The 21590-nt window shown below is 28.5% G+C and carries 23 protein-coding genes; 6 read left to right on the top strand and 17 right to left on the bottom strand.

Going from position 1 to position 21590, the window contains the following annotated elements:
* Positions 1-121 precede the first annotated feature (121 nt).
* On the top strand, positions 122-1447 hold the full coding sequence (gene hcp, locus ASUIS_RS00335) for a hydroxylamine reductase (RefSeq protein WP_118885170.1): 1326 nt from the start codon (positions 122-124) through the stop codon (positions 1445-1447).
* A gap of 80 nt (positions 1448-1527) precedes the next feature.
* Entirely contained in the window at positions 1528-2016 is a 489-nt protein-coding gene (locus ASUIS_RS00330) for a hypothetical protein (protein WP_118885169.1), read from the top strand.
* 13 nt (positions 2017-2029) lie between these two features.
* Here ASUIS_RS00330 and ASUIS_RS00325 read toward each other — a convergent pair whose 3' ends face one another.
* The 5 genes from ASUIS_RS00325 to purB form a co-directional block, all read right to left on the bottom strand.
* Positions 2030-2419 (bottom strand): VOC family protein, encoded by a 390-nt coding sequence (locus ASUIS_RS00325; RefSeq protein ID WP_118885168.1) that lies wholly within the window; start codon positions 2417-2419, stop codon positions 2030-2032.
* 77 nt (positions 2420-2496) lie between these two features.
* On the bottom strand, positions 2497-2751 hold the full coding sequence (locus ASUIS_RS00320) for a hypothetical protein (protein ID WP_118885167.1): 255 nt from the start codon (positions 2749-2751) through the stop codon (positions 2497-2499).
* A 270-nt stretch (positions 2752-3021) separates the two neighbouring features.
* A complete protein-coding gene (locus ASUIS_RS00315; RefSeq protein ID WP_118885166.1) occupies positions 3022-4041 on the bottom strand; it encodes a ribonucleotide-diphosphate reductase subunit beta in 1020 nt (339 codons plus the stop codon).
* 74 nt (positions 4042-4115) lie between these two features.
* Positions 4116-6500, bottom strand: a complete 2385-nt coding sequence (locus ASUIS_RS00310) for a ribonucleoside-diphosphate reductase subunit alpha (protein ID WP_118887601.1) — start codon at positions 6498-6500, stop codon at positions 4116-4118.
* 28 nt (positions 6501-6528) lie between these two features.
* Positions 6529-7860, bottom strand: coding sequence for an adenylosuccinate lyase (purB, locus tag ASUIS_RS00305; protein WP_118885165.1), 1332 nt, complete (start codon positions 7858-7860; stop codon positions 6529-6531).
* A 135-nt stretch (positions 7861-7995) separates the two neighbouring features.
* Between purB and ASUIS_RS00300 the strand changes: the two genes are divergently transcribed.
* A complete protein-coding gene (locus ASUIS_RS00300) occupies positions 7996-8892 on the top strand; it encodes an RluA family pseudouridine synthase (protein WP_118885164.1) in 897 nt (298 codons plus the stop codon).
* A 123-nt stretch (positions 8893-9015) separates the two neighbouring features.
* On the opposite strand, the gene ASUIS_RS00295 is transcribed toward ASUIS_RS00300, so the two are convergent.
* From ASUIS_RS00295 to nifV, 6 genes are read right to left on the bottom strand one after another with little or no spacing between them, the layout of a single operon-like run.
* Positions 9016-9342 carry a nitrogen fixation protein NifQ gene (locus ASUIS_RS00295; protein WP_226799941.1) on the bottom strand — a complete coding sequence of 109 codons (327 nt, stop codon included), beginning with the start codon at positions 9340-9342 and terminating at the stop codon, positions 9016-9018.
* A 9-nt stretch (positions 9343-9351) separates the two neighbouring features.
* Positions 9352-10347 (bottom strand): leucine-rich repeat domain-containing protein, encoded by a 996-nt coding sequence (locus ASUIS_RS00290; protein ID WP_118885163.1) that lies wholly within the window; start codon positions 10345-10347, stop codon positions 9352-9354.
* Positions 10344-10592 (bottom strand): hypothetical protein, encoded by a 249-nt coding sequence (locus tag ASUIS_RS00285; protein WP_118885162.1) that lies wholly within the window; start codon positions 10590-10592, stop codon positions 10344-10346. Before ASUIS_RS00285 ends, ASUIS_RS00290 begins: the two co-directional genes overlap by 4 nt.
* 6 nt (positions 10593-10598) lie before the next feature.
* Positions 10599-10805, bottom strand: coding sequence for a CCE_0567 family metalloprotein (locus tag ASUIS_RS00280; protein WP_118885161.1), 207 nt, complete (start codon positions 10803-10805; stop codon positions 10599-10601).
* A gap of 9 nt (positions 10806-10814) precedes the next feature.
* Positions 10815-11621 (bottom strand): hypothetical protein, encoded by an 807-nt coding sequence (locus tag ASUIS_RS00275; RefSeq protein WP_118885160.1) that lies wholly within the window; start codon positions 11619-11621, stop codon positions 10815-10817.
* Positions 11603-12715, bottom strand: coding sequence for a homocitrate synthase (gene nifV, locus ASUIS_RS00270; protein ID WP_118885159.1), 1113 nt, complete (start codon positions 12713-12715; stop codon positions 11603-11605). The genes ASUIS_RS00275 and nifV overlap by 19 nt, the downstream gene beginning before the upstream one ends.
* Before the next feature lie 333 nt (positions 12716-13048).
* Between nifV and ASUIS_RS00265 the strand changes: the two genes are divergently transcribed.
* On the top strand, positions 13049-14932 hold the full coding sequence (locus tag ASUIS_RS00265; RefSeq protein WP_118885158.1) for a WG repeat-containing protein: 1884 nt from the start codon (positions 13049-13051) through the stop codon (positions 14930-14932).
* Between the two features lie 24 nt (positions 14933-14956).
* Here ASUIS_RS00265 and ASUIS_RS00260 read toward each other — a convergent pair whose 3' ends face one another.
* Together ASUIS_RS00260 and nifB are read right to left on the bottom strand one after the other, a co-directional pair.
* Entirely contained in the window at positions 14957-15241 is a 285-nt protein-coding gene (locus ASUIS_RS00260; protein WP_118885157.1) for a hypothetical protein, read from the bottom strand.
* Between the two features lie 10 nt (positions 15242-15251).
* Positions 15252-16700, bottom strand: coding sequence for a nitrogenase cofactor biosynthesis protein NifB (gene nifB / locus ASUIS_RS00255; RefSeq protein ID WP_118885156.1), 1449 nt, complete (start codon positions 16698-16700; stop codon positions 15252-15254).
* Positions 16701-16804: 104 nt separating this feature from the next.
* Here nifB and ASUIS_RS00250 point away from each other — a divergent pair, with 104 nt between their 5' ends.
* Positions 16805-16990 carry a hypothetical protein gene (locus ASUIS_RS00250; RefSeq protein ID WP_128326709.1) on the top strand — a complete coding sequence of 62 codons (186 nt, stop codon included), beginning with the start codon at positions 16805-16807 and terminating at the stop codon, positions 16988-16990.
* Between the two features lie 74 nt (positions 16991-17064).
* Here ASUIS_RS00250 and ASUIS_RS00245 read toward each other — a convergent pair whose 3' ends face one another.
* Genes ASUIS_RS00245 through ASUIS_RS00230 form a run of 4 tightly spaced genes read right to left on the bottom strand, consistent with a single transcriptional unit; the run spans position 17065 to position 20021 of the window.
* Complete coding sequence (locus ASUIS_RS00245) at positions 17065-18303, bottom strand: FprA family A-type flavoprotein (protein ID WP_118885154.1); 1239 nt, start codon at positions 18301-18303, stop codon at positions 17065-17067.
* Complete coding sequence (locus ASUIS_RS00240) at positions 18293-18658, bottom strand: NifB/NifX family molybdenum-iron cluster-binding protein (RefSeq protein WP_118885153.1); 366 nt, start codon at positions 18656-18658, stop codon at positions 18293-18295. The genes ASUIS_RS00245 and ASUIS_RS00240 overlap by 11 nt, the downstream gene beginning before the upstream one ends.
* On the bottom strand, positions 18655-19623 hold the full coding sequence (locus tag ASUIS_RS00235; RefSeq protein ID WP_118885152.1) for a NifU family protein: 969 nt from the start codon (positions 19621-19623) through the stop codon (positions 18655-18657). Before ASUIS_RS00235 ends, ASUIS_RS00240 begins: the two co-directional genes overlap by 4 nt.
* A 17-nt stretch (positions 19624-19640) precedes the next feature.
* The gene (locus ASUIS_RS00230; RefSeq protein WP_118885151.1) at positions 19641-20021 is read right to left on the bottom strand and encodes a NifB/NifX family molybdenum-iron cluster-binding protein; all 381 of its coding nucleotides are present in this window, start codon (positions 20019-20021) and stop codon (positions 19641-19643) included.
* Positions 20022-20130: 109 nt separating this feature from the next.
* On the opposite strand from ASUIS_RS00230, the gene ASUIS_RS00225 reads away from it, so the two are divergent.
* Positions 20131-21474, top strand: coding sequence for a nitrogenase component 1 (locus ASUIS_RS00225; protein WP_118885150.1), 1344 nt, complete (start codon positions 20131-20133; stop codon positions 21472-21474).
* Positions 21475-21590: the final 116 nt, after the last annotated feature.

Below are 21590 nucleotides of genomic sequence, written 5' to 3'. Positions count from 1 at the left end.
TTTTTAAAGTCGTATTTTAGAGTTTTAATGCTTTATTTATATATATTCTATTGATTAATATCAATGTATCACTCTTTCTAAAACCATATAATCCCTCAAAAATTTAGAAGGATTTTATATTATGAGTATGTTTTGTTATCAATGTGAAATGAGTCAAAAAGGTGGATGTGGAAGTACTGGTGCAACAGTAGGAACTTGTGGAAAAGATGAAAATCTTTCAAGACTTCAAGATATTATGATTTTTGGTTTAAAAGGTCTTAGTGCATACAGAGAACATTTAAATACATTTAAACCAGAACTTACAAAAGAGATTGATGATGTTATGAGTGAAACGCTTTATTTCACACTTACAAATGTAAACTTCAACTTCAACGACCACATCAATCAACTAATGAAAATAGGACGAGCAGGAAGCTTAGTGATGGATAGATTATCAAATACTCACACAAATAAATTTGGTATTCCAACTCCCATAACTGTTTCTCAAAATAAAGTTGAAGGAAAAGCTATCTTAGTTTCTGGACATGATTTAGAGATGTTTGAAAGATTGTTAATAGCAACGCAAGATAAAGGAATCAATGTTTACACACACTCTGAAATGTTACCAGCTCATGGTTATCCAGAACTTAGAAAATATCCTCACCTAAAAGGAAATGTTGGAAAAGCATGGTTTGACCAAGCAAAACTAATGGAGAAATTTCCTGGAACTTTTGTAGTAAATACAAACTGTATTGTTCCTCCAAAGAAAAACTGTGAATATTTAGATAGATTATTTACTTACAAAATTGTAGGTGTTGAGGGTTCAACTCCTATTGAAAATGATAACTTTGATGCTTTAATCAAAAGAACTTTAGAGTGTGAAGATGCAAATGGAATTGATTTTAATGAAACTACAACATTAACAACTGGTCACCACTATAAAACTGTTTTAACTTTAGCTCCACAAATCTTAAAAGCTTTAGAAGAAGGGAAAATCAAACAATTCTTTGTAGTTGCTGGTTGTGATGCACCAGGGAAAGGTGGAGAATATTATAGAGAATTAACTTCATCTTTACCAAAAGACTGTGTAATCATCACTTCATCTTGTGGAAAATTCAGATTTAATGATATTGATTTTGGAGAAATTGAAGGAACTGGAATTCCTAGATATTTAGACTTAGGTCAATGTAATGACTCAAATGGTGCAGTTGAAATTGCAAAAGCAATAAGTGGAGCATTAAACACACCAATCAATGATTTACCAATTTCTATTGTATTATCTTGGATGGAACAAAAAGCTATTATTGTTTTACTTGCTTTATTTTCTCTTGGAGTAAAAAATATTTATCTTGGACCAAAACCACCACAATTTGTAAATGAAGATATTTTCAACTTCTTAGCTGAAAACTTCAATCTTACACTTACAACAAATGCAAAAGATGATTTAAAAAAACTATTAATTGCATAAAATAAAGGAGATAATCTCCTTTATTCGCTCACTTTTTAAATTGACTTATTTTTGTGCTAAAATTTAAAAAAGGAGTTACTATGAAAAATTTGTTACTTACATGTGTATTTATTAGCTCTATACTTGCATCTGATTTACCTCAAGAGTTTGATGGAGAGTTGTATGAAAAAGGTGAAAAAATATTTGAAAACAAATGTATGGAATGTCATCAAAAATCAATGCCAATTCCACTATTAATGAAAAACTTTATAGAAGAAAACAATAAAACTCTAAAACTAAAAGCCCCAACGGGAAATGAAATCTCATTTAGACTAAAACAACAAATTGGAAGTAGAGAAGATATAGAGTTTCATCTTCACCAAACAAATGATTTTTTAAAGGATTATTTATACAATCCTGATTTATCAAAAACTATCTGTCTTGAAGGTGTAATAAGACATTTTAAAGTAATGCCTTCAATGAAAGGTAAAATTACAGAAAATGAAATAGAAGAAGTGAATTACTTTTTATATTTTTTAGAAGGATTTAATGGGGTTAATGAGTTTTATTTTGATGAAACGAAGTTTTAAATAAAAGCAAGTTTTACTTGCTTTTATAGTTTGATAACTCTATGAGATTTTTATCAGGGTCTCGTAAATAAATAGATTCTATTTCTCCCATAGCTCCTGTTCTACTTACGATTCCTTCTTCAATTTTTATACCTAAAGATTCTATATAGTTTTTAGCTTCATTTAAAGGCGTATTTACAATAAAACACAAATCAGCACTGCCATCTTTAACATTAAACGCTTTTGGCTCAAATTCGCTTCCTAATAAATGTAAATTAATCTTTTGATTACCAAATTTTAAAGCAACCCTTGTGCCTTTAAAAATCTCTTTTTCCATACCTAAAACTTTTGTATAAAAATCTACTGTTTTATCTATATCTTTTACTGTTAAAACTAAATGGTCTAAATGGCTTATTTTTATCATTTTAATTTTCTCCAAATATTTTTTAATAGTATTTTAACTAAAAAGAAGAATTAATCTCTCTCATGATACTGCTTATTTTAAACTTTTCTTTCTTTATTAGCCTGAGATAATAAAGTTCCAGCCAATGCTTTTGTATTTTTATTATACTTATTACTACTTAATACTTTTGAGGCAATAACCTCCATCTTTGAACTTGTTTGTTTATTTGTATTAGTCTGTGCTAATGCAGAAGCGCCTAATGATTTTGCTATTTGTGAAGCTGTTTTACTATTCATAGTTTTAACAGCTAATGTTGTGATTTTGGGTTGAGTTTGTTTCTTATTTATTGCCATTTTATAGTCCTTTTTACATTAGTTTATTCTTGCATTTTCAGCAATAACAGTTTTGTATTTTTAACAAAAATGAATAGTAAATATAAGGATTTCTAAAGTCTTCAGAGGGTATTATTCAGTTTCCGAGGCTGAATTAGTATCTCAAGAAGAACTTCAAAAACCTTTTAGAGATACTACTTCTTTTTAATTACTACCTTAATTCTTATATCTATCATATTAAGTCCTTTCATAAAAGTTTAGTTTAATGACATTTCGGTCATATCTCAGATTCTAAAAATCATCAAAATCAATAGAACCTTTTGAATAATTTACAACATTTCCTTCAAAGAAATTAGTTCTTTGGTCGTTGAAACTCGCATATCCATCAACCCATGGAATAGGGTGTTTCACTCCATATTCTGGTTTATATCCAACTGCATCTAATCTTTTATCCGCTAGGTATTGAATATATTGTTTGATAATTCCATCTGTGAAACCTAGGATTTGTCCTTGAGTGATATATGAACCCCAAGCTGATTCTAGTTCTACTGCTTTTCTGAACATTCCTCTTACAATCTCTTCAAGTTCAGCAGTGAAAAGTTCTGGTCTTTCTTTTCTAACTGAATTAATCATGTTTTGGAAAAGTAAAAGGTGAGTTACTTCATCTCTTTGGATGAATCTAATCATTTGTGAACTTCCTAGCATTTTTCCTGATTTTCCAAGGGCATACATAGCTGCAAATCCTGCATAAAAATATAATCCCTCTAAAATCTGATTTGCGAAAAGTGCTAAAACAATTCCTTGATCTGTAATTTCACCTGAAAGGTTTTTATAAACAGCTGCAATATAGTTGTTTTTTTCTCTTAGTTTAGTATCATTTTTCCACATATCATAGATTTGGTCTGTATTATCAGAAATAGATTCAACCATAACTGCATAAGATTTACTATGATTTGCTTCTTCATAAGATTGTCTTGCTAAACAAGCATTTATTTCAGGAGCTGTGATATATGGATTTATATTATCCATTAGATTATTTGTTTGTAAAGAATCCATAAAAATAAGTTGAGATAAAACTAAATCATACATTCTTTTTTCAGGTTCAGTCAAAAATTTATAATCTTTTGCATCACCTGTCATTTGAACTTCTCTTGGAAACCAAGTATTAGCTTCCATTGTATCCCAAAGATTTAATGCCCACTGATATTTCATTTTTGTGAAATTAATCATACCATCGCTATTTCCACCAAAAACTCTTCTATCATTTAAACTCTCTTTAGAATCAGGGTTATAACTAGTTTTTCTTTCCATTGGGAATCCTCTATTTTTTCTAAGATTTTATTCTATTTATATAATTATTCGTAGTTATGAAATGTAAGATCGTCTTATTGACAACCACTACACTCCATACTTCTATCTTCTACATCATTTTTTGCTTCAGGTGATTGGCTTCTTAAATAATATGTTGATTTAAGCCCTAATTTCCAAGCTAATGTATAGATTTCATGTAGATGTTTTCCACTTGCTTTATCTAAGCTCATAAAAATATTTGTAGATTGACCTTGGTCTATCCATTTTTGTCTAATTGCAGCTGCTTTAATAACTTGTAATTGGTCAATTTCAAATGCAGGTGTGTAATAATTCCAAGTTTCAGGACTTAGTTTTGGAACAACCACTGGAATTAATCCAGATAAGTTTTCTTCAAACCATTTTCTTTTATAAACTGGCTCTATTGCTTGAGTAGTTCCTACAAGAATTGAAATAGATGAAGTAGGAGCTACTGCCATTAAGTAACCATTTCTCATTCCATCTTTTTTTACTTTTTCTCTTAAAACATCCCAATCATAAGAAGCATCGAATAAATCTTTATCAACAAGAGCATTTACAGCTTGAGGAGCGTGGTCATGTGGCATAATTCCTTGTGACCATTTTGAACCTGCAAAAGTTGGATAGATACCTTTTTGTGTTGCTAAATCTGAACTTGATTTAATAACATTATATGAAATTGCTTCCATGATTTGGTCAATTTTTTTGAAGTGTTCATTTGAACCCCAAACAAGTTTATAATCAGCTAACATTTCGGCTTCACCCATAACACCAAGACCAATACTTCTTGATTTTAAGTTTGTAGCTTTTACTTTTCTTAATGGATAAAAGTTTAAATCAATAACATTATCAAGCATTCTAACAGCTATTGGAACAACTCTTTCAATATCTTCTTTTGTATTAATTCTTGAAAGATTTACAGATGCTAAGTTACAAACAGCTGTATCTCCATCAATTCTTTCTTTTTCAACTATGAATACTTTTTTACCATTTATACTATCAAGTGCAGAAACTTTATTTGCTTTTTTAGTGATTCCACCATCAACAACAATTAAATCTTCTTCTTCAAAAGTAGAAATTGTTCCATCTACAAATTCAAGTTTGATTTTGTAGTGGTTTGGATTTGTATTTTGGAAAATCTCTGTACAAAGGTTTGAACTTCTAATATGTCCAACATGTGAGTTTGGATTTGCTCTATTTGCTGTATCTTTGAAACATAAAAAAGGACTTCCAACTTCAAAATATGAAGTTAAAACTTTTTTCCATAAATCTTTTGCTTTCATTATGTTTTTTGTGATTGATTCATCATTCTCATATTCTGTATATCTTTTTTTGAACTCATCACCATAAAGTTCAGATAAATCTTTTACTTCATAAGGGTCAAATAAAGTCCAATGTGAATCTTCTAAAACTCTTTCCATAAATAAGTCAGTTATCCATAAAGCTGGGAATAAATCGTGAGCTCTTCTTCTTTCTTCTCCAGAGTTTTTCTTTAAATCTACAAAATCAACAATATCCATATGCCAAGGTTCCATATAAACAGCAATTGCACCTTTTCTTGTACCTAATTGATCAACAGCAATAGCAATATCATTTGTGATTTTTAAAAATGGAACTGTTCCACCAGCAGCACTTTTATGGTCATCAATAACACCACCTAAAGCTCTGATTTGGTTCCAATCCCAACCAATTCCACCACCAAATTTTGACAATAACGCCATTTCTTTATAACCATCAAAAATTCCCTCGATATTATCAGGAGAACTTCCAATATAACAAGAAGATAATTGGTGTCTATTTGTTCTTGCATTTGATAAAGTTGGAGTTGCTAACATAACTTCAAATTTAGAAACTACATCATAAAACTCTTTTGCACACTGTTGTTTATTAACTTCGTCTTGAGCTAAGAACATCGCAATTGCCATAAACATATGCTGTGGTAATTCGATTGGTTCACCTTTGTTATTTTTGATTAAATATCTATCATATAAAGTTTTAATTCCTAAATAGTTGAATAAAAAATCTCTTGAAGAATCTATATAATTATTCAAATCATCTAAATCGTAACCTTCTCCAAGATTAGGAATTAATCTTCCTGCATCTTTTCCATATTTTAAATAATCTTTTAAATGACAATATGGCTCACCTTTGATTCCATGAGTTGCTTTTCCAACTCTGTGGTATAAATCAAAAACAAAAAGACGAGCAGCAACAAATGTCCAATTTGGAACATCAATATCAATCTTTTCTACTGCTGTTTTAATAAGTGCATCTTGAATATCAGATGAACTCATCCCATCAACAAATTTTATTTGTGCATCAAGTTCTAGTTCACTTTGAGAAACACCTTCTAAATCAAAAGTTGACTCTATAGTCATTTTTTGGATTTTAGTAATATCTAAAACTTCTTTCCGACCATTTCTTTTTTTTATCATAATTCCCATGTTATTACCTTGCGATTTATATTTTATATTATTTTTTGAATACTCTGTTGAAAATTTTATCCACATTTTTTGTATAGTATTCAAAATTAAAGCACTCTCTTATTTGCTCTTCACTTAATGAATTTCTTAATTCTTCATCTGCTAACAGATATTGAAGATATAAAGATTCACATTTTTCATTTGTAGTTGATTTTCCTTGTTGTATCTCTTCCCAAACTTTCATAGCATTTCTTTGGATAATTCTATATGCGTCTTCTCTACTTACACCTTGTAGTGGTAGTTCTAATAAAACTCTTTGTGAAAATACTAATCCACCTGTTAAGTTTAAATTTTTCATCATATTTTCAGGCATTACAGTTAAGTTTGCAATTACACTGTTCATTCTATGTAACATAAAATCTGTTGTGATAAATGCATCTGGTAACCAAAATCTTTCAGTCGAAGAGTGAGAAATGTCTCTTTCATGCCATAAAGCAACATTTTCCATAGCTGGAATTGCATATGATCTAATCATTCTAGCAAGTCCTGTGATATTTTCAGTTAAAATTGGATTTCTTTTGTGTGGCATTGCAGAAGAACCTTTTTGACCAACTGCAAAATATTCTTCACATTCATAAACTTCTGTTCTTTGTAAGTGTCTTACTTGAACAGCAAATTTTTCAACGCTAGATGCAAGTAGTGCTAAAGCAGTTGCAAGTCTTGCATATCTGTCTCTATGAATTACTTGGTTTGAACAAGGCTCTGGTTTAAGTCCAAGCTCTGCCATTGCATATTCTTCAAGCTCAAGTGGTGCGTGGGCAAAGTTACCCATTGCTCCTGAGATTTGTCCAACAGCAATAACTTCCATTGTTTGTTCAAGATTTAAAAGATGTCGTGCAACTTCATCATACCAAACAGCTAATGTTAAACCAAAAGTTATTGGCTCACCATGAATTCCATGGCTTCTTCCTACCATTAAAGTAAATTTATGCTCTTGAGCTCTTTTTTCAATAGATTCCATTAACATTTTTACATCATCAATAATTATTTTTAAAGAATCTCTCATTTGAATTGCAACACCTGTATCAACAGCATCTGATGAAGTCATTCCATAGTGGAACCATCTTGATTCTTCACCTAAAGATTCAGATACACTTGTGTTAAATGCAATTAAATCGTGTTTTGTGATAGCTTCGATTTCTTCAATTCTTTCAACTGAAAAAGTAGCGTTTTTTACTATCTTTTCACAATCTTCATCTGGAATGAGTCCTAGTTTATTCCAAGCTTTTACAGCTGCTTTTTCAACTTCAAGCCATGCTGCATATCTTGCTTCTTGTGTCCATTTAGAACTCATTTCAACTCTTGCGTATCTTTCTACCATTTAATAGTCCCTTGTTTTCGTTTTTATAAAGTATTTTTGATTATTTTAGTATGATATTGTATCTAAAAAGACAAAATCTAAAATAAAAAATCTGTTAAAAAATAGCAGATTTCTAAAAAAGAATAGGATGAAAATTTGCCATTTACACTCAAAAAACATAAAGCAATTATAGGTAAAAAAATACAAATTTTTTTAATTCATGAATTAGGTTTAGACCCTAAAATAGGTCAAAGGCTAACATCAAAAGGAAGAATCTTTGATGAAAATATGAATACTATAAACACAGGTGAAACTATTCCAACAGATTATATATATATCGCTGTTTTTGAGGGTATTTCAAGAGGTTTAAAACCTTTAATTGAGTTTAACGATTTTGCAATATTTGATAAACCAACAAATTTAATGGTTCATCCAATTTCAAAAAACACTCCGTATTCTTTACTTGATGAAATTAGATTTCATTTTGGAGAAGATGCAAATTTAATACATAGAATTGATGCTGAAACTTCTGGGTTAGTAATTGTGGGAAAAAATAAAAAAAGTGAAATAGCTTTAAAAGAGATGTTTCAAGAAAAAAAATATCATAAATCATATCTAGCAATTGCTCAAGGTGAAATAAAAGAAGAAATCCGAATAGATAAAGGTTTAGATAGAGAAGGTCTTGCAATTGGTGTTAGAATGAAAGTATGTGATGATGGAAAAGAATCCGTAACTATTATAAAACCTCTAAAATATAATAAAGAAAAAGATTTAACACTTATTGAAGCTTTACCATTAACTGGTAGACAACATCAAATAAGAGTTCACTTATATTCTATTGGACATACAATTTTAGGTGATCCAATTTATGGAATTGATGATGAAAATGCTGAAAACTACCTAAATAAAACTTTAAGTCTAGAAGATAGATTTACAGTTACAAAATCAAATAGATTATGGCTTCATGCAAATTATTTAGAATTTACTTTTAAAGATGTGACTTACAAAATCTTCTCTAAAAATAAAGATCTTTACAATGAATTTTTAAATTAATCCATTGTAAAGAATAAAGAAACAAGAACTATTGTTATTTCAAATGAAACTAAAATAGCTAAATCTTTTTTATTAAAGTTTTTTTCTTCTAACTTAGTTTTATTCTTCATAAAAAGCCTTCATTTATTGATTTAACGAACAGTTAAAACAATTACTTATATCTTCACAAGCAGCACAAGCAGGTGCTGTTTTACCAATACAATCGTATAAATATTTTTTCCATCTTTTATCTTCTGGTTTTAATTTTGCCAATGAGGTGAAATTTTTACACATAAATTCTCCCATTTCTTTTCTGCTTTCTAAACCTAAATCTGAATATAAATGTCCCATTTGTAATGAAGTTTTAGCAATCCAAGGTGCAAGTTCATTTTTTGCATGTTCATCATTTGCGTGGGTTTGAAGTAGTTTTAAAATTTCACTTTCCATTCCCATATATACTAAATTACTCATGGAATACTCCTATTTTACATCACAAAAGTCTAGTTCTAATGACTGTGGTTTTTTTAATCCTTTATTGTTGTCAATAAAAAGATTTTTTAAATTAACTAAGTTATTAATTGTATCAGGAATAGAGTTTAATTCATTATCTTCAACATCTAATTCTTGTAGATTTTCTAAATTCCCAATTAACTCTGGCAACTCTTCTAATTCATTTGAACTAACCGATAAAATTGTCAAATTCTTTAAGTCACAAATTTCATTTGGTAATTTTTTCAAAGAATTATTATCCAAAATCAATATTTTTAAATCTTCAAGTTTACTAACATCAAAATCTAAAGACTTTAAATCATTTCCACTCAAATCAAGTTTTATAAGCATATCGTGAGATTCTAAAGATGGTAATTTTTTCAAACTATTACCTTCTAGAATAAGAGTTTCTAACTCTTTTATTTTTGACAAAGAAGAGGGTAAAGTAGTTAAATGATTAAATGATAAATCTAAATAATATAATTGTTGCATTTGCCCAAATATATCAGGAATATCTTCTAATTCATTTGTTTCTAAAGAGAGATACAAAAGTTTTGATAATTTTTTAAAATCATCGTCTAAATGTTCAATTCTATTTGCTGCAAGAGTAAGTCTTGTAAGTGATTTAAGGTCGTAAAAGCCTTTTGGTAAAGATTTTAATCTATTTACATTGAGATTTAATATCATAAGGTTTGCAAGATTACCAATACTTGAAGGTAACTCTTCAATTAAGTTATTCTCACATTGTAGGTTTCTTAAATTTTTTAATTCACCAATTGCTTTTGGAAGTTTTCTAATTTTGTTATTTGATAATTTTAGTACACTTAAATTTTTCAAAATTCCTATAGATTCAGGTAAATCTTTTAAATTTCTTTTTGATAAATCCAAGTGAGTTAATAATTCTAAATCATCACTATGAACAGAAAGTATAGGTGTTAAATCGTTTGCTCTAATCCATTTGACAAAGTGTTCGATATCATAACTCATAACTCATCCTTTAATCTATCGTTTTTTGCATCAATTAAAAATGCAATCTCTTCATAATCAACTTCACCAAACTCAACCATGTTAAATAGAGCCATTAAAGGTCTTCTACAACAAGTTTTACTACAGCCAGTAACAAGTTTTTTTGCTTTTTTATATGGTAAATCAGTCTCTTCAAATATCTTTTGAGCTTGAATTACACTCATTTCACCACATTCGCAAATCTGTTTTTCTTTTAAATTTTCCATTGTAAACTACTTTAAGTAGGGATGTTGTTCTTGAAACTCAATAACTTCTTTCATTGCATTTTTTATATCTTCGCTTAATTTTGGTAATCTTACATAATCAGTCCAGATAGTATCTTCAACGATGTCATGAACTTCACCAGCTAACTCAACAACTTTTCTTTTATATTTAGCCAACTCTTTTTTTAACTCTTTTTGATCAGATGTTAATTCCATAATTACTCCTTAAATTGCGTATAAATTATCTAATACGATGTTTGGTTTTTCTTTCAAATACATAAGTTTAAAATCCTCATCGATTTTAAACTTATAACTTTGATATAAGTCGATTATTTCTTTTACATTTTTTGGGGCATATCCATAAATTTTCTTTAATCCACGGTAATACAAAACTCCTCTTAAAAGCTTTTCAGCATCTAAAAAAGCTTCATTATCCATAATCCACGGAGATATTTTTATAAATCTTTTATTTACAACATAAGAGTGTAAATATCCATATCCTGTTGAAAGTTTTAAAGAGTTTGAAAAAACACAATCTGTTTTTAAATACTCATCTCTTCTTAAATTAAATGCTTTTTTATCTACTCTTCTTGCAACTTCATCATAGTGTTCACCACTTACTTGTTTTGCAGTTGAATTTGAAAAATTAAAAGCAACAGCTTCTCCCGAATGCATAAATCTTACAAAATCACTATAAATTTTAAATCCTAAGTTTTCTAATTCTTGACTTTTTTCATTTTCGATTAAAACTAAAATATTTTCATTTGGAAAATTTCTTAATAACAAAGAAACTAATCTTTTTAAAATATCTTCATACTTTTCTATCACTTCTATTACATTTATATATAAATAATTTTCAAAAGTATAAGCACTTAAAACACCTATAATTTTTGAATCTTTATAAGCTGCAAAACAATATTGCGGATAAACAGAATATGTTTGTTTTAATAACTCCAAATCAAATAAAGGATTTTTATTTATTAAATCCTCTAAACAATCTTCAAAGCCATTTTTTAGATATCCAATGAACATAGGTATAACTCTTTTAATTCATTTGCACTTAAAACTTTTTTCCTATTAGTTACTATTTCTCGAACTTTTGGAAGAATTTTTTGTACGATATTTATATTTGGATCTATTCCAACCATTTTTAAATGATAAATCAATGTAGAACTTCCAGAATGTTTTCCAATAGGAAAAGTTCGTTTTAAACCAACTTCATCAGGTGTAAAAGGCTCATAAGCTTGGTTTGATTTCATCATTCCATTTACATGAATACCAGATTCATGTGAAAATATGTTTTTACCAATAATTGGTAAATTTGTATCTATTCTTCTGTTTGAAGCATTACTTACAGTTTTTATAAGAGCTTTTAGAGCTTTTGAATTTATATGAACTTCTTTTCCAAGTAATCTCAAAGACATTAATACTTGCTCAAAACAGGCATTTCCAGCTCTCTCACCAATTCCAATAACAGTTGTATTAGAACTTACAGCTCCTGCTTCATAACCAGCAACTGCATTTGCAGTTGCCATTCCAAAATCATTGTGAGTGTGCATTTCAATATCTAAAAGATTTGAAGAACTTAAATCTTTGATATTTTCATAAGTTTTATAGGGCGTTAAAATACCCACCGTGTCACAATATCTAAATCTATTTGCACCCAGTTCTTTTCCTAATGTCATAATCTCTTTTAAAAAAGAGTTATTCGCGCGACTTGAATCTTCTCCACCGATACAAACAAATAAATTTTCTTTTTTGGCTTGTAAAATTACTTCTTCAAGCTGTTTTAGTAGTCTTACTTTATCTCCACCAAATTTAATATCAATCAAAATATCTGAAACAGGTATAGATAAATCAACTGCTTTTAATCCACACTTTAAAGAGGCTTCTAAATCGCCCATCGTAGCTCTATTCCAGCTCATGATTTGAATAGGTAAATTAAGTGCAAGAATCTCTTTTAAATCATCTTGTTCTTTTTTTCCCATTGCTGGAATTCCTACTTCTAGTTCATCAGCACCTGCTTCATATAAAAGCCTTGCTATTTGTAACTTCTCTTTAGTATTGAAAGCTACGTATGGTGTTTGTTCACCATCTCTTAAAGTAGTGTCATTAATAATTGGCATTATACTAACCTTTAATTTCGATATAAATATTTATGCAAATAGTGTTCCGAAGTGAGAATTAGTAAAAAGAATTAGTAAAAAGAATTAGTAAAAAGAATTAGTAAAAAGAATTAGTAAAAAGAATTAGTAAAAAGAATTAGTAAAAAGAATTAGTAAAAAGAATTAGTAAAAAGAATTAGTAAAAAGAATTAGTAAAAAGAATTTGAAATTATTTTAAATTTCCAATTCTTCTACTTTAATACTTAAGAAGAAAATTAAGAATAATTAAATATGTTTAATATATAAGATTAGATATTATATTATTATATTATTAGTTATAAAATAAGGATAAATTTGAGAAAATTAATTTATGTAATATCGATTATAGCATTGATATTGGGATTTAGTGGTTGTATTGCAAATAAGGATGTAAAACCGTTAAGATATGATGGAGTTTACAAACAAATTAGCGGTTCAGATGTTATTTATCTAAAGTTTGAAAAAGATAAGAATAAATGGAATACAGTGAAATATTCTACTGAAAATGATTTAGAAGCAATTAAAGAATTAGATATATTATCTAAAAGTACAACGAAAGAAGAAGAAAAACTTTTCACAAATGACGAAAAAAAAGTACGTATCTATGGCGGGAATAAAAGTATATCATGGAGTGGAGCATTTAATAAAAATGCAAATGGTGAGATACAAAATAGTTTTTTCATAAAAACTGAAAATAACAAAATTAAAGAGACTATAGATTTAAGAGTACTTGACAGTTTTAAAATTTATTCATTTGAAAGTGAACCCTTATCAACGGATATTTTTGAAGATATAAAAATAATTAATAATAGATACATTGTAGTAAAAAAGAATGATAAATATGGAATTCTAGATGCACAAACAAAAAAATTAAATGTACCTACAATATATCAATGGATAGAGACAGATCAATATGACAATGATATGATACCTTTTAAAAAAGATAATAAATATGGTTTCTTTGATTCAAATTTTAATGTTATTATCCCTGCCCAATATGATAACATTAAAAACATTCCATATAAAGGTTATTTCATAGATGGTATTCAACCTGTAAAATTAAATAATCATTGGTTCATTATAAATAAATTTAATACTAATGTTATTAATTCTCCTCTCGATGATATTGGAGAATATTCTTCTAAAAAATTTGTGCCTATATACAATGAGAAAAAAAAGTTATATGAATTTATGAATCTTGATACTAAAAAATTTACAGGGGCAATAACATATAGAAACTCAGTAATAAATAATTATAATATCTTAGATATCGGAAAAGGGCAAAATATAATTTTAGATTCAAATGGAGGAATACTATTTTCACAATCATATGATACTATCTTCCCTTATACTTCATTATATGATAAAACTTATTTTATAGTTTCATCACAAGTAAATAATTTTAATATAATGAAAGGTCTAATAGATAAAGATTCAAAAATTATTATTCCTCTTAAATATAAAGATATAACTCCAAAATACAATAAAAATGGAGATATTATATATTTCAAAGCAACAATAAATTATTACAATAATTCTTTATATAATACAAATGGAGATTTAATTCTACCTGCAAAATTTAAAGAATTAGATAATTTTAACGAAGATAAAAAATATATCCTAGGAGAAATAATTAAAAACAATTCTGCAGGAGAACCTTCTGGATATTATATTTTTAAAGAAGGAAATAGTGAGCCATTATTTAAAGCTGATTATATTTGGAAGATAAATAAAGATGCTAAATATGCAATCTTTAGAAAAAATGGTTTATATGGAATTATGGATATAGATTTACAAATTGTTGTAGAAGCAAAATATGAGAACATAACTGATATTAAGGGTGATTTATATGCAGTATTCATAAAAGGAGAGAGTACCATATATAAAATCGGTGATGAACATGAACTTTTAGAAGTAGAAGGAAGAGTTAATTTTAAAGATAAATATATAACTGTTTCAAATCGGCAGGAAGACTCTATATATGATTATCAATTTAGAAAATTAAATTCAAAAGATTTAAGTTCAATAGAAGTTTGTTACAAAGATGAGAATGCTGCTATATTTAAAGATGAAGATAATAAATGGGCAATTATCTATAAAAATCAAATTAAATATCTAGATGGCGATTTTGAAAATGTTAAATGTGGGCTTGATAATTTTATAATTGCTAAATTAAAAAACAAATTACTTAAACAATAAATCAAAGTAAAAAAGAGTTAGAAATCATTCCAAAATTTCTAACTCTTCAGCTTTAATAAGCTCTAAATCTTTATTTTCTAATATGTCATAAGAAAAAACAAAACAGCATGGTTTTTCTGTGATTTCTTTTTCAATAATTAAAAATCTATCATAATCAGTTAGTGTCACAACTTTTTGTGCACGAAGTTGTTTTAGTGGAAAACCAATAAAACCGTGGGAAGTTGTGATTGTAATTAGCTCCATTAGTTCATTATTTATAGAAATTGGGCCATTACCTTTTAGAAGTATTACTGTAGGTTTAGTTTTCATAAGTTAGGGATTACCCTAACTCATGTTCAGATTTTGAATTTTCTGAATAAAAATATTTTTGTACAGCTGCGAAAACTGATTTCTCAATTGGTTGAAGCGCATAAGAGTCATCACAAATCAAGTTTATTGATTTTAATTCATCCATTGGGCATCCACCGATTTTTTCAGTTAATAATAAATCTACATCTTTTAAAGTATTTTTAATATCTTCAATTGGATAAGAACCATCACAATCTTCAGGTCCTTTACAATATGGATTTTCTACTTTTCTATGCATTACAAATTTGATTGCTTTATCACCAGCTTCATAGATTAAGAACTCTTTTGCATTTCCAAAGTGTAGGTTAATAGTTCCCTCACCAGCAGTTGTAACAGCTACAAGTTTAGTAACACCCGTTGAACTTAATTGCTCTTTGCTAGCTTGTGCAATTTTTACTTTTTCATTTGCAACGTCAAGAGCCGCTCTCCAATTTTCAATAACTTGGTGTTTTTGTGCTCGAGCTGAAATATCATATTTTTTAGTTAAATCTTCCCATTCCATATTCATAAAAGTGTCTTTTGTAAATTCATCACCTCTATCTTCACCAATTAATCCAACTGCATCAGCTCTACACTGTCTACAATGTGACATAAGTTTCATGTCCATTCCACAAGCTTCTTGAGCTGCCATAACTTCTTGATCAGTTGCGCTTTCTTGACCATTTAATCCATAATATGTACCAAATTCAGGTTTTGATAATAAAGGCATAATGTTGTGTAAAAATACACCTAACTCTTTTAATTTTTTAGCAACATTTGGTAATTCATGTTCATTAACACCTGGAATTAACACAGAGTTTGCTTTTACAAGAATTCCTCTATCTGTTAACATCTTGATACCCTCAAGTTGTCTTTGTAAAAGGATTTTTGCTGCTTCTTTTCCAAATACTTTTTTATGATTCCATAAAATCCAAGGATAAATTTTTGACCCAACTTCACCAGTTTCATCAACAGAGTTGATTGTAACTGTTACGTGATCAACGTTGTATTTCACAATTTGGTCAATATACTCTGGAAGCATAAGTCCGTTTGTAGATAAACACATTTTTAAATCTGGTGCTTTTTCATATAGCATTTTAAAAGTTTTAAAAGTTTTTTCAGGATTTGCTAAAGCATCACCTGGTCCTGCTATTCCTACAACTGAAAGTTGTTGGATTTCTCCACCAACATATAAAATCTTTTTAACTGCTTCTTCTGGTGATAATTTACCACTTGTAACACCTGGTCTGCTTTCATTTGAACAATCATATTTTCTATTACAGTAATTACATTGAATATTACAAGCAGGTGCAACGGCAACATGAATCCTTGCATAGTGTTGGTGAGCACCTTCACTATAACATGGATGATTATTAATCTTTGCCATTACCTCTTCTTGGATTGATTCTTGAGAACTACTTGAAGTACACGAACAACTCATAGATAACTCCTTATTTAATTTAGAAATATAATGCACATATTGTTCCTTACAAAATATAGGAATAAAAAATGCATAATAAATTTCATATAAAAAAAGGATTTAAAATGAGAGTACAAGAAGAGATAAAAAAAGAACTACTAAAAGAAATCTATGGAAATGTTGATAATATTTACGACTTTATTAGTTTAAGATACAATCTTGATAAACCGTGTAATGATGCTGTTATAAAAAAATTAAATGAATTAAAAGATGTGATTTATAAAGTTTCAAATTTGAGTGATTTAGCCTAAGATAAATAAGCGATGAGTACATGTTTTAGTTAAACCCCTGTAAAGTTTTATACTCATCGGTTATTCATCTTGATTTAGTTCATATCTATTTCAATCATTTTACCATTAACAATTTGGGCAAACTCTCTACCAAATTCAAAACAGTTTTCCAATTCCTCTTTTGTTGGAATTAGTTTTATTTTCATAGGTTCAATTGGAGGAACTCTAAAATGTAAAGATTTCATTCTATCAAGAATCATATTCACAGCTTCTCCACTCCAACCATAAGAGCCAAATGCCATTCCAGTTTTTCCTCTTTTTTCCAAATACATCATACATGAAAGTAAATCCCAAACTGGTTTTGGAGCATCTGCATTTATTGTGGGAGTTCCTATTAATATTCCATCGCTTTCTTCAAGAATATCAATCATATTTTGCTCTTCAATTGAAGCTAAATCATATAAACTTGCTCGAATAGTTTTAACACTTTCAGCTCCATCAAAAATAGCATCTGCCATATCTCTTGTATTTTTATAACTTGTTAGATAAAAAATAGAGATAATTTTATTGCTTTCATTGATATTTTCAGGTCTATTTAAACTCCATTTTCTATATAATTCTATATATTTATATGGTTTTTCTCTAATAATTGGACCGTGTAAAGTGGCAATCATTTTAATATCTAATTTATCATATAACTTTAAAGCGCTTAAAACATAAGATTTAAAAGGTCTCATTATATGATCATAATAATATTTAAAGGCGTAAGAAAAATCTCCAACCAAATCATCAAATAATCTTTTATCATAGTAGTGACTTCCAAAAACATCTCCACTAAAAAGTAAAGAGTCTTCAACAACATAAGAACTCATTGTCTCTGGCCAATGTAAATAAGGTGTTGTTAAAAAATTTATTGTTTTATCACCTAGAGTTAAACTTTTATTTGTCCAAACTGTTTCAAAATTAATATTTTCATTGTTTGTGATTGCTTTTAACATTGGTGTTGCTTGTGGTGAAATTAAAACCTTTGCATTTGGAACTCTTTTGATTAATTCAGGAATTGCTCCTGCATGGTCTGGTTCTAAATGATGACAAATCACATATTTTATTTCATCATAAGAGCAAAGTTGTTCTATTTTTGAAAAAAACTCTTTTTCAAATCCCAACTTTACAGTATCAACAATAATAACACCTTCACTTGTTTTTATCAAATAAGCATTATATGAAGAACCATTTGCAGTTTTCATGATAATGTCAAAGGTTCTAATATCAGGGTCAAAAGCCCCGATAAAATAAATATTATTTGCTATTTCTATTGGTTTATTATGATTCATTTTCAATTAACCTTCTCATCCATATTGGAGGATTAGATCTCATTTTTATAAGTAAATTTAGAATATCTTCTATTTTTTCATTTTCCTTAGCAGATTGCATAGGGAAAATCTTACAAGATTGAACCATTCGTGAAGCTTTTGGTCCAATTTGTTGTACATATAAAATGTCACTATCTTCCAAACACTCTATTTTGTAAGTTAGCTTTTCTATTTCATCTGAAATTTCAATAGAGGAATCTATGCTTTTTATAAAATTGAAACTATCTTCTAGAATTTCATATATATAAAACTCTTTGCACCAACCAAAATGTTGGTTAACATGAATATTATTCGTTGATGCAAATGCGATTTTCATAATACATAAATCCTTACTCTTTTATCTATTACTTGCTCTATTGTACTTTTTATCATCTCATAAGTTCCAGTTGAAGCAATTGAACAGCCAACACAAGCCCCTTGATATGCCAGTCTTAACTCTATTTCTGGCTCATTTAAATAATCGATTAGAATTATATTTCCACCATCTTTTTTCAAAATTGGTCTAATAAATCTCTCTAGGGCATCATTTAAAATTTCAAGTTGGTCTTCTAAACTTTTACCTCTAAAATTTCTATTTAATTCCCCATCTTCTAAAGGTTTATCAACACCTGTTAATTGAACTGTTGCCATTACATGACCAGCCTTTGCAGCTTTAAGCATACAATCAAAACCTTCTTTTATTCCACTTAAATTTGTTCTATCTTTTAATTGAATTAAAGCCAGTCTAAATGCAGCTTGTACATGATTTTTAGCAACTGCTCGTCTGAAATAATCAGCAGCTTTTGGAATATCTTCTTCAACACCAATCTTTGTTTGGTACATTAGTGCTAAATTAAAATTAGCAGAATCATTATCATAAGCACTAGCTTGTTCAAACCATCCTTTTGCTTTTGCATAATCTTTTTCAACACCTTCACCTTTTAAATACATTAGCCCTAAATTTGTCATTGCTTGGTCATTTTTTAACTTGGCTTCTTCTACCCAAATATCATGTGCTTTTTGAAAATCTTTATTTTTATATGCCTCAAGTGCAACTCTATGTTCCATAAATCTTGTTCCTTCATTTGGATTTGGGATTGGATTATTTAATTTTAATTCTCTTTCTAGATGTATTTTTAGATACTCTTTTGCCAATAATATTGCTTCATCATAATCTTCACTTGAAGCCTTTATATCAAAATCAATATATTGAACCAAATAAGCATCACCAATTTCATTTTCCCCAAAATAACTCTCAATAGGGTAATCTAAACTAAGATAATAATCCAAATCTTTTTTCATTTATTAAAACCTATTTTTTATTTTGCTTTGCAAGTACAAGCACTATTTCCAGAATCTAAAAGTGTTGAACTATTCTCTTTTGTTACTTCTTTACAGTTATTAGTAAGTAAACTTTGATAAATCTCATCTATGCTTAAGTGAGTTTGTAAGCAACTATAAACTTTTAAGCCTTTTTCTTTTAGATTATCAAAAACTTTTTCGCCCATATAATAAAAAATAGTACTATTAATATTTTGTTTAGAGATAAACTCTGCGGTATTCATACCATCTCCACAGGCTGTATTTTCAACAACTTTAAAAGTTCCTGTCTCTTCATTTAAAAAAGCAAAATATGGTGTATTCCCATAAAGTTTAGAAATCGTTGTTGATTCTTTTTTATCTAGTGGTATTGCAATCATATTAACTCCTTTTATTTGATATGTTTATCTATGCAAGTTGTATTCCATTATCATAGGGAATAAGATTTGCAAGGATAATATAAATAAAATCCAATACAAAGAGTCTGTTATGGTAAATAAAAAATTAATTAGAGAACTTTTAAGTGAAAGTGATTGCTCACATAATAAAACAAAAAAATCTTCATGTGATAAACCAAAACCAGGGGCAACAAGTGGTGGTTGTGCATTTGAGGGAGCTCAAATTTCACTTTTCCCATTTGCAGATGTAATTCATTTAGTTCATTCACCAGCTACTTGTATTGGAGCTTCTTGGGAAACTAGACAGACTCTAACTTCTCATGAGGGGGTTAATAATACAGTTATGGGTTACACAACTGATGTTAATACAAATGATATTATTTTTGGTGGGGATAAAAAACTTGAAGAATCTATAAACTACATAGTTGAACATAAAAATCCAAAAGGTATTTTTGTATATGAAACATGTGTAACAGCAATGATTGGTGATGATATGGACAATGTTTGTGGAAGAATGGAAAAAAAACATGGCATTCCAATTGTTGTTATTCACTCTCCGGGATTTGTTGGTGGTAAAAATCTGGGTTCAAGACTTGGTGGAGAATCAGTTTTACATCAACTGATTGGTACACGAGAACCTGAAGTTATTCATCCTTTTGGAATAAATTTAATTGGTGAATACAATGTAACAGGTGATATGTGGCAATACACACCACTTTTAGAAAAAATAGGGATAAAAGTAATCTCAACACTAGCAGGTGATGGAAGAATTGAAAATATTCAAATGGCTCACACTGCAAAATTAAATGTAATTGTTTGTGCAAAATCTTTAATTTCATTAACAAGAAAAATGCAAGAGCAATATCAAATTCCATATATTTCTATCTCATTTTATGGGAAAAGAGATACATCAAATGCAATAAGAAGTATTGTAAATGCCTTTGGAGATGAAGCCTTAACTGCAAAAGCTGAAGCTTTAATAGCAGAAGAAGAAGCAAAACTTGAAGAGGCATTAATTCCATATAAAAAAATACTTGAAGGCAAAAAAGCTATTTTAAATACAGGTGGAAATAAAACTTGGTCAATAGCAAGTGCTTTACAAGATATAGGAATTGATGTTGTGGCAACAAGTGTTCAAAAAGCAACTTTAGAAGATAAAGAAATTTGCGCTCAATATGTAAAAATTCTAATAACAGACCCAGGAACACAACAAGCTCAATTAATAGATGAACATAAAATTGATATTTTACTTGCAGGTGGAAGAAGTTTATATACAGCTATTAAGAAAAAAGTAGCCTTTGTAGATGTAAACCAAGAGAAAAAAGTATCTTATGGAGCTTATTCTGGACTTATAAATTTAGCAATTGATGTAGCAAATGCAGTTAATAATAGAGTATTTAAAGTTGTAGGTACAAAAGCTCCTTGGGAAGAATAAATAATAATGTTTTTATTATAAAAGAAATATAAACTAAATAATAGATTATTCTACTCCCATAGAAACATTATTTTTATATTAATGTTTCTATTAATTTTAATTTAAACTTATAATAA

The sequence above is a fragment of the Arcobacter suis CECT 7833 genome (assembly GCF_003544815.1).
Classification (GTDB): Bacteria; Campylobacterota; Campylobacteria; order Campylobacterales; family Arcobacteraceae; genus Aliarcobacter; species Aliarcobacter suis.
Note: the sequence above shows the minus strand (reverse complement) of the source record. Positions and strands in the feature narration are given on the sequence as shown.

Bases quoted from the DNA above. Each gene is read 5' to 3' on its own strand.
- hcp (WP_118885170.1), top strand. From the start codon at position 122: ATGAGTATGTTTTGTTATCAATGTGAAATGAGTCAAAAAGGTGGATGT.
- ASUIS_RS00330 (WP_118885169.1), top strand. From the start codon at position 1,528: ATGAAAAATTTGTTACTTACATGTGTATTTATTAGCTCTATACTTGCA.
- ASUIS_RS00325 (WP_118885168.1), bottom strand. From the start codon at position 2,419: ATGATAAAAATAAGCCATTTAGACCATTTAGTTTTAACAGTAAAAGAT.
- ASUIS_RS00320 (WP_118885167.1), bottom strand. From the start codon at position 2,751: ATGGCAATAAATAAGAAACAAACTCAACCCAAAATCACAACATTAGCT.
- ASUIS_RS00315 (WP_118885166.1), bottom strand. From the start codon at position 4,041: ATGGAAAGAAAAACTAGTTATAACCCTGATTCTAAAGAGAGTTTAAAT.
- ASUIS_RS00310 (WP_118887601.1), bottom strand. From the start codon at position 6,500: ATGGGAATTATGATAAAAAAAAGAAATGGTCGGAAAGAAGTTTTAGAT.
- purB (WP_118885165.1), bottom strand. From the start codon at position 7,860: ATGGTAGAAAGATACGCAAGAGTTGAAATGAGTTCTAAATGGACACAA.
- ASUIS_RS00295 (WP_226799941.1), bottom strand. From the start codon at position 9,342: ATGAGTAATTTAGTATATATGGGAATGGAAAGTGAAATTTTAAAACTA.
- ASUIS_RS00290 (WP_118885163.1), bottom strand. From the start codon at position 10,347: ATGAGTTATGATATCGAACACTTTGTCAAATGGATTAGAGCAAACGAT.
- ASUIS_RS00285 (WP_118885162.1), bottom strand. From the start codon at position 10,592: ATGGAAAATTTAAAAGAAAAACAGATTTGCGAATGTGGTGAAATGAGT.
- ASUIS_RS00280 (WP_118885161.1), bottom strand. From the start codon at position 10,805: ATGGAATTAACATCTGATCAAAAAGAGTTAAAAAAAGAGTTGGCTAAA.
- ASUIS_RS00275 (WP_118885160.1), bottom strand. From the start codon at position 11,621: ATGTTCATTGGATATCTAAAAAATGGCTTTGAAGATTGTTTAGAGGAT.
- nifV (WP_118885159.1), bottom strand. From the start codon at position 12,715: ATGCCAATTATTAATGACACTACTTTAAGAGATGGTGAACAAACACCA.
- ASUIS_RS00260 (WP_118885157.1), bottom strand. From the start codon at position 15,241: ATGAAAACTAAACCTACAGTAATACTTCTAAAAGGTAATGGCCCAATT.
- nifB (WP_118885156.1), bottom strand. From the start codon at position 16,700: ATGAGTTGTTCGTGTACTTCAAGTAGTTCTCAAGAATCAATCCAAGAA.
- ASUIS_RS00250 (WP_128326709.1), top strand. From the start codon at position 16,805: ATGAGAGTACAAGAAGAGATAAAAAAAGAACTACTAAAAGAAATCTAT.
- ASUIS_RS00245 (WP_118885154.1), bottom strand. From the start codon at position 18,303: ATGAATCATAATAAACCAATAGAAATAGCAAATAATATTTATTTTATC.
- ASUIS_RS00240 (WP_118885153.1), bottom strand. From the start codon at position 18,658: ATGAAAATCGCATTTGCATCAACGAATAATATTCATGTTAACCAACAT.
- ASUIS_RS00235 (WP_118885152.1), bottom strand. From the start codon at position 19,623: ATGAAAAAAGATTTGGATTATTATCTTAGTTTAGATTACCCTATTGAG.
- ASUIS_RS00230 (WP_118885151.1), bottom strand. From the start codon at position 20,021: ATGATTGCAATACCACTAGATAAAAAAGAATCAACAACGATTTCTAAA.
- ASUIS_RS00225 (WP_118885150.1), top strand. From the start codon at position 20,131: ATGGTAAATAAAAAATTAATTAGAGAACTTTTAAGTGAAAGTGATTGC.